The sequence below is a fragment of the Microcoleus sp. B3-D2 genome (genome assembly GCF_036705345.1).
Taxonomy (GTDB): Bacteria; Cyanobacteriota; Cyanobacteriia; order Cyanobacteriales; family Microcoleaceae; genus Microcoleus.
On record NZ_JAUBUG010000117.1, the window covers coordinates 1 to 11,699 of the forward strand.

Annotated in this window: 12 protein-coding genes; 6 read left to right on the plus strand and 6 right to left on the minus strand. The window is 47.7% G+C overall.

What is annotated here, in order from left to right; all coding sequences use genetic code 11:
- Positions 1–186: 186 nt before the first annotated feature.
- On the minus strand, positions 187–1,074 hold the full coding sequence (btpA, locus tag QUB14_RS27110) for a photosystem I biogenesis protein BtpA (protein WP_138921119.1): 888 nt from the start codon (positions 1,072–1,074) through the stop codon (positions 187–189).
- Positions 1,075–1,583: 509 nt separating this feature from the next.
- Between btpA and QUB14_RS27115 the strand changes: the two genes are divergently transcribed.
- A complete protein-coding gene (locus tag QUB14_RS27115; protein WP_333221156.1) occupies positions 1,584–2,570 on the plus strand; it encodes an SGNH/GDSL hydrolase family protein in 987 nt (328 codons plus the stop codon).
- Positions 2,571–2,992: 422 nt separating this feature from the next.
- Here the strand turns inward: QUB14_RS27115 and QUB14_RS27120 are convergent, their stop codons facing one another.
- Complete coding sequence (locus QUB14_RS27120; protein WP_333221140.1) at positions 2,993–4,045, minus strand: Gfo/Idh/MocA family oxidoreductase; 1,053 nt, start codon at positions 4,043–4,045, stop codon at positions 2,993–2,995.
- 506 nt (positions 4,046–4,551) lie between these two features.
- On the opposite strand from QUB14_RS27120, the gene QUB14_RS27125 reads away from it, so the two are divergent.
- Positions 4,552–5,211 carry a hypothetical protein gene (locus QUB14_RS27125; protein WP_333221142.1) on the plus strand — a complete coding sequence of 220 codons (660 nt, stop codon included), beginning with the start codon at positions 4,552–4,554 and terminating at the stop codon, positions 5,209–5,211.
- A gap of 36 nt (positions 5,212–5,247) precedes the next feature.
- On the opposite strand, the gene QUB14_RS27130 is transcribed toward QUB14_RS27125, so the two are convergent.
- From QUB14_RS27130 to def, 3 genes are all read right to left on the minus strand, one after another.
- The gene (locus QUB14_RS27130; RefSeq protein WP_333221144.1) at positions 5,248–6,585 is read right to left on the minus strand and encodes a PrsW family glutamic-type intramembrane protease; all 1,338 of its coding nucleotides are present in this window, start codon (positions 6,583–6,585) and stop codon (positions 5,248–5,250) included.
- A gap of 300 nt (positions 6,586–6,885) precedes the next feature.
- Positions 6,886–7,086: a hypothetical protein gene (locus QUB14_RS27135; RefSeq protein WP_199292547.1), complete on the minus strand. Its 201-nt coding sequence runs from the start codon at positions 7,084–7,086 to the stop codon at positions 6,886–6,888.
- Positions 7,086–7,646: a peptide deformylase gene (gene def, locus QUB14_RS27140; protein WP_190659061.1), complete on the minus strand. Its 561-nt coding sequence runs from the start codon at positions 7,644–7,646 to the stop codon at positions 7,086–7,088. The genes QUB14_RS27135 and def overlap by 1 nt, the downstream gene beginning before the upstream one ends.
- Before the next feature lie 101 nt (positions 7,647–7,747).
- Between def and QUB14_RS27145 the strand changes: the two genes are divergently transcribed.
- On the plus strand, positions 7,748–8,260 hold the full coding sequence (locus tag QUB14_RS27145) for a DUF1648 domain-containing protein (RefSeq protein ID WP_333221146.1): 513 nt from the start codon (positions 7,748–7,750) through the stop codon (positions 8,258–8,260).
- Positions 8,261–8,499: 239 nt separating this feature from the next.
- Here the strand turns inward: QUB14_RS27145 and QUB14_RS27150 are convergent, their stop codons facing one another.
- Complete coding sequence (locus tag QUB14_RS27150; protein WP_333221148.1) at positions 8,500–8,955, minus strand: aspartyl protease; 456 nt, start codon at positions 8,953–8,955, stop codon at positions 8,500–8,502.
- A 120-nt stretch (positions 8,956–9,075) separates the two neighbouring features.
- Here QUB14_RS27150 and QUB14_RS27155 point away from each other — a divergent pair, with 120 nt between their 5' ends.
- The 3 genes from QUB14_RS27155 to QUB14_RS27165 all read left to right on the plus strand — a co-directional run.
- Positions 9,076–10,368 (plus strand): pentapeptide repeat-containing protein, encoded by a 1,293-nt coding sequence (locus tag QUB14_RS27155; protein ID WP_333221150.1) that lies wholly within the window; start codon positions 9,076–9,078, stop codon positions 10,366–10,368.
- Positions 10,369–10,465: 97 nt separating this feature from the next.
- Positions 10,466–10,903, plus strand: coding sequence for a hypothetical protein (locus QUB14_RS27160; RefSeq protein ID WP_333221152.1), 438 nt, complete (start codon positions 10,466–10,468; stop codon positions 10,901–10,903).
- Between the two features lie 411 nt (positions 10,904–11,314).
- A partial coding sequence (locus QUB14_RS27165; protein ID WP_333221154.1) for a transposase family protein occupies positions 11,315–11,699 on the plus strand: 385 nt, incomplete at its 3' end.

Consider the following 11,699-nt stretch of genomic DNA (forward strand, 5'->3'; position numbering starts at 1 on the left):
TTGACTGTTGACTGTTGACTGTTGACTGTTGACTGTTGACTGTTGACTGTTGACTGTTGACTGTTGACTGTTGACTAATGGCTGTTAATTGTTAACTAATGACTGATGACTGATAACTGATGACTACTGACTACTGCCAACTGCCAACTGCCAACTGCCAACTGCCAACTGTCAACAATTCCCATTTTACGTTTTACTTGTGACTTTGCCCGGTTCCGGTGTGGGCCCTCTTGAGCCATTAGCGTCTCTGTTTTCCTGTTCGCGCTCTTTCTGTGACAAGCTGCGGCGGGCTGCTTCTACAAACTGACTGACGCGGATCGGATCGATGGGCTGCTCGATGCGGCCGTTTCGTTTCAGGGAACTCGATACGATTACGCCGTCAGCGGCCTGCATGAGGGTGGAAATGTTTTCCCACGAGGCGCCGCTGCCGATGAAAACTGGAATTCCCGCAGCAGCAGCACTCGCGAGTTCTAAGTCTTCGAGATTGGGAGGGCTACCAGTTGTCCAGCCGGAAAGGATTACGGCGTCGGCTAAAGCTCGCCCGATCGTCTCTTGGACGGCTGTGGTCAAGTTGGGGCTGCCTAGGGGTCGCCCGTGCTTGACTAACACGTCTGCTAATATTTTGACATCGCTGCCCAATTCCCGGCGGTAGCGCAGTAGCTGGTGAGCTTGGCCTTCAATTAAGCCTTGGTCTGTAGCCATGATGCCGTTGAGGACGTTGACGCGGATGAATTGAGCTCCTGTGCAGGAGGCGATGGCGATCGCGCTGTGGGCGTCGTTTCGCAGCACGTTAACGCCGATCGGCAGCGTCACGAGATTGGTTAGCCTCTCAACTACCAGAGTCATGGCACTTACCACCGCTGGATCTACGCTGTCTTTAGCAAAAGGAGCGTCGAAAAAGTTCTCGACTATGATACCGTTTGCGCCACCAGAAGCCAGCGCTGTAGCCTCTTGCTCGGCTCTTCCGATAATAGCTTTGAGGTTTCCGCCCCAGCGGGGAGAAGTTGGCAAAGGCTGTAAATGTACGACACCGATTATGGGATTCGGCGTTTTGAATATTTGTTTTAAGTCCACGGATTTTCCTGAAACCACCAAGTTCGCTGACTGCTGACGGCGGATGAGTCACGGTATATTCTAGAATTCTATATCCACGGGGGCGATTCGGTTGACTTAATCGGGTCGCCAAGTTGCTCAAACCCCGGAGCCATAACAGTTTAGATTTTAGATTTTAGATTTTAGATTTTAGATTTTAGATTTTAGATTTTACATAGGCGACCTACTCACTTCACTTAATCTCAAATCGACTGACTCAATAGTCCGGACAGTTTTTATATGGCCCAATGGCTTACTCTCGCTTGACTTTGACCCACTGTGGATAATTAAATCAATGTCAGATCCACCCCTGACGCGGCATTTAATTCGACTTTTTTATGCTCCTTGCCCCGCGTAAGCTTGTAGTATCGTTCCAAAAACTGTCCGGAGTGTTGCTGACTATAATCGGGGCTGAAAGCTTGACTGCAGTTGCATTCTTTTTTATACCTTGGTGTCGGCAGGGGTTTATCCTTCTCTATCGAGGTTAAGTGGTGGAAGTTGTTCTCATAATTTTGGCTGTCACCGCAGGAATGGGGGCAGTAATCGAAGTGATCCTGCGGGTGCTGCTGGGTTTTGGTAATCCGTTGATTTACATTGCCGATGCCGAGTGCGGCTATTTGTTGGCGCCTAACCAGAAGGTGCGTCGCTTGGGCAACCGGATTGAGATTAACGAGTATTCGATGCGTAGCGGAGCGATCGCCCCGATACCCCCTCCAGAAACTCTGCGTGTCTTGCTGTTGGGAGATTCTGTCGCCAACGGCGGTTGGTGGACACATCAGACAGATACAATCTCGGAAATTATGACTCGGAATTTGAGACTGCAAGTACAGAATCTGGCGAGCGATCCACAATTAGCTTCACAAGTCAACTATTCAAATTTTGAAGTTCTCAACGCCTCAGCCAATTCTTGGGGGCCGAGGAATCAACTTGCTTACGCCAATCGGTTCGGTGTTTTTGGGGCAAATGTTGTGGTGTTGCTGCTCAATACGGACGATTTGTTTGCATCGGCTCCCTGTGCTCTGGTTGTGGGGCGCGATCGATCTTACCCGGATCACAAACCCCGATCGGCTACGCTAGAGTTATTGAGCCGCTACCTGCTACCTGCCGTGCCGACTCGCCAATTGGCAGCACCCGGAGCCACAAGTGGCGATGTAGTAGGCAGCAACTTAGAGGCTATTCGCCAAATCCAGAAAATAGCTGTATCCGCCAACGTCGAGTTTTTGCTAGCCGTCACGCCCAAGCGGGGCGAACTCGGCGGCCCGGGCCCTCGCGACTGGGAAGTCAATGCTAGAGCGCGTCTCGCCGAACTCGTAGAAACAGAGAAAATTACTTACATAGATTTTCTTCCCATTTTCAATTGTGCGGCCGAATTTCCAACTTTGTATCGAGACAGCATTCACCTGAGTCCTCATGGCAATCAGCTAGTTAGCAAAACCATCAGTCGTCAAATAGTCGCTCTTTGTTGGCATAAATCGTGACTTCACCTAAAGACGGATACTTGCCCACGACTCCTGTTGTCGAGTGCAAAAAGTTAAAACCTTAGTTCAAGCCCCCAGATTCATCTGCTGAGTCAATCGATTTTAGATTTTAGATTTTAGATTTTAGATTAAAGCCTTGACCCCACGGATAAATTCGGGGGCTCCTTTATCGGATACAAGTTTTTTATTTCTGGATGGATGAATTCGGGGGCTTGTATCCTGGATGCTTTTGGTCGATCTAAAGTCTAAAATCGTTCGACTGAGCGCAACTCGACGCAGGCGCTCGCCGAACTTCTCACGCCGAATGGTCCAATCTCAAATCGACAGACATCGAATCCGGTTGCATGGGAACAGTTACCCTCTTCAACGAACAACAAACCCAAACTGTAAAAGCACCCGGAAACGACACGATTTGTCTTGATTTAGCTAACTTGCAAAGTAGACTCTAGCTCTTTCGGATACCAAGCTTGACCGTCGAGAGCCATTTGCTCGATCGAACTCGCAAGCCGCAGAGCTTTGAGAGCTTGTTCTCCTCCCACAGAAGGCTGATTTCCACCCCGCACGCAATTAATAAAATGCTCCAATTCTGCGTGGAGCGGTTCAATATTGCTGGTGTAAACTTTCTCGATCAACCCATCTTGACGGTAAAGCACCTGACCGTAATCCGTCACGTAATTGGCGGTTGTTTGTCGGTGAATCAAGATTTCGTTGTTGAGAAAATCTGCCTCTGTTAGAGAATTTTTGCAGTGAGCCACGATTGAACGGAGTTTGCGGTGCGTCACCTTACTGGAAGTCAGGGTGGCGACAATGCCGTTAGCAAAGTTCAGCGTCGCTGTCACGTAGTCTAAATAACCTGAATCTGATGCCCTGCTGCCGCTGGCGGTCAGCTTCACCACTTGGGAATCTGCCAATTCCAAAAGCAAGTCGATGTCGTGGATCATTAAATCCAAAACTACCGATACGTCGTTAGCCCGCTGGGAATAGGGACTCATCCGGTGAGCTTCCAATGCCAGTAACTCTTCAGTTTTCAGCACTTTGCCGAGTTCCTGAAAAGCTGGATTGAAGCGCTCGATGTGACCCACTTGTAAAATCCGGTGGGCCTCAGCAGCCGCGTTGACCAAAGATTCGGCTTCGGCAATGCTAGCCGCGATCGGCTTTTCAATTAAAACGTGAACACCCGCTTGGAGACAAGACATCCCCACAGGGTGATGCAGGCGAGTTGGAACGGCGACGCAAACTGCATCTACGTGGGCGAGCAAATCTCGGTAGTCTTCAAAGAAGCGAACCCGGTATTTGCTTGCTACATCTATTCCCCGCTCTACATTTATGTCTGCAACACCCACGAGTTCGATATCTTTTAGCAAGCTTAGAACTCGCGTGTGATGCTGGCCCATATTGCCAACCCCAATCACCCCAATGCGGAGGGGTTCGAGTTGACTTCGCTGGGCGAAAACGTTTGCGTATCCCAATGACATCCTATCTAGCACTCCTGGATTCTCCTCCACCACCACAGGAATCAAGCCCCTTGGCTTCCCTCAGCTACTCACAGCCATCCAGATAGTACCACAGTCAAACTATTTGTGAAGAATTTCTAAGTTCAGTTGCGATTATCGCATCCGGCAATTAAACAGTAGCGAATCATACACAAGGGCAGAATACAGGGGTAAAATGTCTGTAAATTGCGTATTGACAAATCCTACTAAGTGTGTATAGGCATCAAGATGATCCTCTGCAGCATCGCCACAACACAAACCCGTCGGAATATTTGGCGATTGCGATCAAACATTTTTCTGGTTTGTGTTCAAAAGTAATAGTGAAAGTCATAAATTATACAAATACAACAGATGACGCATCCGTATTACTTCGGTTGTTTACATTCGGCAATCTTTGAATTGAAAAAAATTTACTTTAAGAATGCGGATAATTACGGGCGATCGCTCACTCAAATAAACTAGACTTACGTAAAGCTTAATAAAAAACAATGAGTCAAAAACTAAGGCAGAGATTAGGAAGTGCGATCGCTACCACAATTTTAAGTTTGTTTTCAGGCGTTTCATTGGTAGGAGTAGACAAAGCACAAGCCGCCTTACTCACCTACACTTTGGATTTGGATTCCACCCCTGGGAGAAGTTATTTGAAAGTGGATAACTCCACCCTTACAGGAATAGGAGTTGAAGAAATTGCAGTTTCCGAGGGAAGATTCTACGGTTACACTTTCGGAGGAAGCAAAAAATACCAAGATTTCGCAGGGGTTACAGCTTCCTTTTATGAAGGGAATTTTACCGGACTGAATACAAGCGGTGGCGACCAGGTGATCACAGAAGTAAGCTATGAAGATCCAGGCGAACCGCCTGTATGGTTCATACTGGACAGCAGAATATCTTGGTATATCGAGACATTCCCTGTGCCTTATGTGGATGCACCGCCGGGCTCTGCGTTTTTTGGGTATTACGAGCAATATACGACCGGTCGCGACGGTAGAACAGAGCTAACCGGTAGAGAGTTCTACAATAGCTGGTTTTCTTACACTCTAGTGGATACCGAAGCCGAACCAGTTCCCGAACCTCTCACCGCAGGGGGTACAGCTTTAGCATGGGCAGGTTTAAGCTGGTTAAAACACAAGAAAAAAATGGCAGCTTGAGGTGCGATCGCACCTCAACAATTAAGCACTCAGAAGTCACTTTTCAAAGAATATTCGAGTTGCAAAATTTTGCTCTCGATTGGGAGACAGAGCTCTGGCTTTCAAAATCGCGGCTACCAAAAAGGCATAGGACAAAACTCCCACCAAGGCCAGCAAAAGTACGCTGACTGCTCCCGACGCATTCCACAAAGCGTGAAGTGCGGAAGCGCTGAAATAACCTACGGCCAAAATAGGCCAGCGCTTCCTGGGTTTGAGGGCGCTCAAACCGATAAAATATCCCAAATAGCCGCTGTAAGCCATGTGTCCGGCGGCGGAACCCAAAATGCGGGGAATTAGCAACTGCAATCCTACTAATTGTCCGGCCTCAGCCCCTGCTTGCAGGGTGACATTTTGGATGACATTGGGAACGTACTGTCCCAGAGTTTCTAACAGTGTAAAGCCGACTGCCGAAGCACTTCCTAACAGAATTCCGTCTAAAGGTTCCCAAACGCCGATTCGATCGCGCCACGGATTTCGCAGCCAATTTCCCAGCAGCATCGCTCCCAAAACGGGCAGGGCTTTCAGCAATTCTTCCATCAGACCCGCCCCGAAAAACATTCTGTTCAAAAAAGGCAAAAAACTGATTGTTTCGCCTGCGGTTGGCAGGCGGCCGGGCAAAATTTCTCTAAATACGAATATAAATCCAATTAATAAGGGGCTGATCACAATCAGGACTGTAGCTAACGCCGAACCAAGCAATACCCACCAAGGCTTGTGTTTGCCGCACAGTTGATAGATAAAGTAGTAAGCCGCACCGGCGAGGTAAGCTGACAGCAGCAAATTGAATGCTGCGGAATTTCCAACTGCGACAAACATCGACACGACAACAATAACTGTGGCAATACCTGGATATAAGTAAGCTTTTTGGCTTAATTGTTTGCCAGTGGAGGCGATCGGGAATAATTGAGTTAAAGTGAGAGCGTCTTTTTCGCTACCAGCAAAATTGCCCCTTTGTGGTGCTCTTAATCCGGGTTTATTTTGGTAAGGGGTTACGGGAGATTCAAATATAAATTCAGGGCCGTCAAGGCCGAGAATGATGCGATCGCCTGTTTCTAAAGTTTGGCAGCCAGAGAGCTTTTTTCCGTTGATATAAGTTCCGTTAGCGCTGTTGAGGTCGCAAATTTCCCATCTCGTTACAGTACCCTGAGTTAGGGGACGGATCGTGGCGTGGCGACGGGAAACCATGCCGTGATTGATCGACTCTAAAGCTATTTGACAATTGCGATCGCGTCCGATGACCAATTCCCCATCTTCACAAAGTTGGTACTTGGATGCTGGCGTTCCCGCAGCGTCTTTGGCTGGCACTTGTCGCAGAAATCCGATTTCATTAGTCATGAGTTATGAGTCATCAGTCATCAGTCATTAGTCATGAGTTATGAGTGCGCGAGGTGTTAGCTGATGTTATTTTTGGGCAGTCTTTACTCCACAGTGATTAGTGATGAGTTCGCGAGCTGTTAGCTGATGTTATTTATCCGCTATTTTTATGCCACAGTTATTAGTTGTTATGTCCTAACTAATGACTAATAGACATCTCCAAAAATTCTTGTGGGGATTAAGGGTTAGGCATTCTGCCTGCCCAAAACCTACTTTTCTGGAGATGTCTAATGACTAAAAACTCATGACTAAAAACTCTGCTTATAGATTTGCCCTGGCATCCTGAACGGCTGCATAGAAAAATATGCCCGTTAGCGGTACGCTCAGGGCGAGGATGATGCCCGTGACTAAATTGCCAAGTTGAGCTTCTCCCGATGACAGCTCAAAGATGGAGCCGACTGCCGCGATCGCAGTGATGCACGAAAGAGCTAAGAGTAAACCACTTTTCGGAGTTCCTGCCATCATACTGATTTTACTGCCTTGGGCGAAAATTTATGCTTGACTAATGCTTCATTTAGTGCCAGCTTGTTTTCTACTCTGTCTACAAACAGCACTCCGTTGAGGTGATCCATTTCGTGCTGAATTGCCCTCGACAGTAACTCTGTTGCTATCAGGGTTTGTGGGCGACCGTATTCGTCGCGGTAGGATACTTCAATGACTTCTGGGCGTTTGACTTCTAAATAAACTCCCGGAATGCTCAAACACCCTTCTTGCAAGATGCAGATATCGCCGCTGCTACTTTTGATGGTGGGATTGATCAAAACGATTGGGGGTGTTGCGGGGTTTTCCGGGTCGCAGTCGAGGACGATTACTTGTTTGTGGACTCCGACTTGGGGGGCGGCCAAACCGATACCGTCGGCACTGTACATGGTTTGCAGCATTTCTCGGACTAGCTGCCGAATTTCTGCATCAACGCTTTTGACGCGCTTTGCTGGCTGCCGCAGGACGCGATCGCCTAATGTGTGTATTGTTAGGGGCGGTTTTTCTAACTTTTTCTTTTCAATCAAGACCTGAGCCGTCATAGAACCTCGCGGGATGTTTGGAAACCCCCAACGAAAGCTGTTGGGGGATGAAATTGGAACCAATACTATTATTTTCAATATTAATCTAATTTTAAGTAGCCATGACTGGAAACGCACCAAACCAACGACCGATTATTTCTCTGGGGCTTTCGCCTGTTTTAGTGGCAGTAGAGCTTTTCGGTGCGATCGCGATTTTGCTGGCTGTTTTGCTCATCGTCAAGTTTTGGGCCGTTTTGCCCGATCGAATTCCGATTCATTTCGGCTTAGGGGGGCTGCCTGATGCTTGGGGCGACAAGGTGACGATTTGGCTCGTGCCGGCGGTTGCTGCCATTATTTTTGCGGTTTTAACGGCAGTTTCGCGCTATCCGCATACTTTTAATTATCCGGTACGGATTACTTCTGAGAACGCTCACCGGCAATATCTGTTGGGCAGAGGCTTTTTGGCTTGGCTGAAGGCGGAGATTTGCTGGCTGTTGGCGTTTGTGGTGCGGCAGCAAATTCTTGTCGCTTTGGGCAATGCTCCAAGATTTAGTGTGGAGTTAGTTTTGGGGATAATTGTTTTGATATTTGGGACGGTTGGCGTGTATTTGCTCAAGGCTTATTCTGCTCGATAGAGGTAGGGCAAAAAACTTACATATACCAAAAAAAATTTTTTTGATCGATTTTATTCAACCGATGTTAATAATATATAAGCTATCAATCATCTAGAAAAGTCGTTTGTGATGAGGAATAAATTACTCAAAAATTTTTGAATATTTTAGTTCTCACTATAAACATTTTTGAGGGCGGATAATTGACGGGGCATCATAGGAATCACAGGCGAGAAGTTGGTGCTATGGTAAACGCCGATCGACTAACCCATCAGATATGTTTGCTGATTGTTCATCGGCAATACTCGCAACCGTCGATTTTTCAAATCAGGTTCTAAGCCTAGTTCTTCCATGGGAATCACGCCCAGCAAAACAGCAGAAACGCCTTCGGGTAACTCTAAACAATCAAATCTCCCTTCTCTCCCCTCTACAATAATTTGAGCGCCTGCAAAAATTCGACCTTTTTTGATGCCCGCTGATGTTTCTACATCTCTTTCTCCTACTTGTCTTAAACCTAGTTGGCTAATAATAGGAGCTGGCAAGGAAAGCAAAGTTGCTCCGGTATCGACAACAACGTTATCGAGGGTAACAGAGCGAACTTCCTCAGCAGCAATGAATCCTCGTTCAGCCATAACTAGATTGATGAAATTCGTGACGGTGATTGTAGTGATTACTTGACCCATTTGTTTTTCTTGCAGATTGGGGAGTACCAGGGTCATAATATGTTACCTCTTTGAGTATAATTAGTGGATATTTATATTGTAATGCTATCTAGAATCCTGCGAAAGTTAGTTAAAATCGTTATAATGACCGGCTAAAATTAGAACTTGCCTCAACGCATGACACCAGAAAACAACTCTTCTCAACCCAATCGCCCTGAATCTAACGTGACTGTAGAAAGTCTCAACGGTGCGAGCCCTACTGCGCCACCAGAATCAGGGACAATCGTCGCTACTGCTGAACCGAAAAAACCCGTGCCCCCGCCTCCAACTCGCAAGGTTTTATTGCCGGAGCAGCCGGAACAAACGACTGCTGAGAAGTCGGGGTCGGCGCTGACGCTGGGGTTGATCGCAGCGATGATTTTTGGGCTGGCCAATGACAACATTTGGCTGGGCTTAATTGGTGGCGTCGGTGCGATCGGCATATCGCTGCGGCTGATGTGGCCGAGTTGGGGCAAAATCTGGGCGCAGGTAATTCCGCCGACTTGGCGCACTCTGATCGTCGCCTGCTTCGGGCTTTTAGCTGGGATTGTTGGCTTGCTGATGCTCAGCGGTAGTAATACTGAACCGGGAAGCCGCAACATCCAAATCAACTGGGACGCCATCGGCGCTCTCGGCGAGCTGATCGGCGCTTTGGGTCAAATTTTGATCGCAATTTTGGGCGTTTACGTGGCTTGGCGGCAGTACGTGATCTCGAAAGATTTGACGATTCAGCAAAATCGAATTACGCAGCAGCAAACGATCGATGCTTATTTTCAAGGGGTTTCGGACTTAGCCCTTGACGAACAAGGGTTTTTGGAAGACTGGCCGCAGGAAAGGGCGATCGCAGAAGGTCGCACGGCTGCGATTATGAGCAGTGTAGATGCTGAAGGTAAAGCTAAAATTCTGCGGTTTTTGTCGCAGTCTAGATTGGTTACTCCTCTGAAGCGTGATCGGCTTTTAGGCCGCCCCATCCTTGACGGTGACGGCGGCTACGCTGAAGATAGAGATCACGGTATCCGTGTTATCGATCTCAATGTCATGTTAGCGGGTGCTGACCTGGCTGGCACTGATTTGCGGTGGACGGATTTGAGCGAAGCCAACCTCGTCCGCGCCAATCTCAGCAAGTGCGATTTAGTGAAAGCCAACCTCTCCCGCGCTGTCTTGTACGACGCCAATCTTGCTCGCGCCGACATGAGAGGCGCCGCATTATTCTACGGCTCGGCAGAAACTGCATCTCCCCGCAGCCGTACCGAATTTCCCAACTATCAAACGGGTGAACATACCGGCGCTGTGGTTGAACACGCTGATTTCACCGGTGTCAAGCGGCTATCGGACGAGCAGCGCTATTACTGCTGCGCTTGGTGCGGCTCAAAGTCGAGAGAGACTATTCCCGGTGGCTGCGAAGGGATTCCCAATAAACTCGGGCGTTAAAATTAGCAGTACGGCTCTACTTACGTATATATTTGGCGATCGCTGGGCAGCGGACTATACATTAATTTTAAATCTACAGTCTTGCGCTGTTTTAGCCATGACAAATACGGATTTAGGGCTAGAAGTAATTCCGCGCCTCGATCGCTCCAAAAGCAGGGACGGGTTAATTTTTGTAATTGCTATGTGGTGTCTGAGCCGATCGGTAATTGCGATCGGGATGCAGCTAATTACTCCTTTAGTCTGCAAAAACCCGCCCCTGTATGTTCCCCGGCCACCTCGGGATTTTGTAAGCGGCTTCCTTCCCAAAAGTGGCTGGGAACAGTTTTCGCACTGCGACGGTAAATGGTACGTCGAAATCGCTAATTTAGGCTACAGCTATGCAGAGGACGAGCAGCAGCATTCTGTAGCTTTTTATCCCCTATTTCCTTTGCTGATACGCGGGTTGACGACTCTTGAAATGCAAGTGAAATTAGCAGGGGTACTAATTAATAGTTGGGCGTTCTTGGGGGCATTATTGGTGGTTTCAAGCTGTTAGTAAAGTTGCGATGGCTTTGGGGGGTGGCTATTTGTTGTCGTAGTTGCAAAAAAGGCTGAGCATTACAGTCGTCTGTTTCGGTTTTTGCTCTTTAGCACTACTGATAAACTCCGGTGTTCTGCAATCGCTTCACCGATACGCTTACGGCATTGTGTCGCTCTAGATGGGACTCGGTTTAGTGTTGAGTAGTCAGCCGCGTTGGGGATATGCTCTTATAGACATCTCCGAAAAATAAAATAAAGAGTAGGGAGAGATGGTAAAATATCTTGTTTTCGGGGCTGAGCATGAGTTCGCTACTAGAATACATCACTAAAAACCCACTCTTAGACTAAACGGCTGATAGGAGTTGACTACGAACAACTGCAACAGCTAATAACCCAAGCAGCCGCTTTAGAGGAAAAAAAGCAGGCTGTGCATGAAAACACCAAAATTAGGATAATTAACAAAGGCGGTGGCAGAAAGCCAAAGCTTTCCGTGAGGGAGCAAATCTTGCTAACTTTAGTCTACCTCCATCACATGCCAACGTTTCAAATGTTGGGTGTGCAATTCGGCGTGAGTGAATCGACAGCGCACAGTCTGTTTCATGACTGGTCAGAGATATTACGAGAATTGTTACCAGCGAGTTTATTAGAACAAGTAAAAAAAAACGAAGGAGACGGGGAATGGGTCAAGGAAATGCTGAAGGAATGGGAGTTAGTGGTAGATAGCTCAGAACAAGTCAGGGAAAGACCTAAAGACTATGAAGAGCAGAAAAAGTGCTACTCAGGAAAGAAGAAAAATCATACGCGGAAAAATC

Coding starts and splice junctions, on each gene's coding strand:
- QUB14_RS27120 (WP_333221140.1), bottom strand. CDS start 4,045: ATGTCATTGGGATACGCAAACGTTTTCGCCCAGCGAAGTCAACTCGAA.
- QUB14_RS27125 (WP_333221142.1), top strand. CDS start 4,552: ATGAGTCAAAAACTAAGGCAGAGATTAGGAAGTGCGATCGCTACCACA.
- QUB14_RS27130 (WP_333221144.1), bottom strand. CDS start 6,585: ATGACTAATGAAATCGGATTTCTGCGACAAGTGCCAGCCAAAGACGCT.
- QUB14_RS27135 (WP_199292547.1), bottom strand. CDS start 7,086: ATGGCAGGAACTCCGAAAAGTGGTTTACTCTTAGCTCTTTCGTGCATC.
- def (WP_190659061.1), bottom strand. CDS start 7,646: ATGACGGCTCAGGTCTTGATTGAAAAGAAAAAGTTAGAAAAACCGCCC.
- QUB14_RS27145 (WP_333221146.1), top strand. CDS start 7,748: ATGACTGGAAACGCACCAAACCAACGACCGATTATTTCTCTGGGGCTT.
- QUB14_RS27150 (WP_333221148.1), bottom strand. CDS start 8,955: ATGACCCTGGTACTCCCCAATCTGCAAGAAAAACAAATGGGTCAAGTA.
- QUB14_RS27155 (WP_333221150.1), top strand. CDS start 9,076: ATGACACCAGAAAACAACTCTTCTCAACCCAATCGCCCTGAATCTAAC.
- QUB14_RS27160 (WP_333221152.1), top strand. CDS start 10,466: ATGACAAATACGGATTTAGGGCTAGAAGTAATTCCGCGCCTCGATCGC.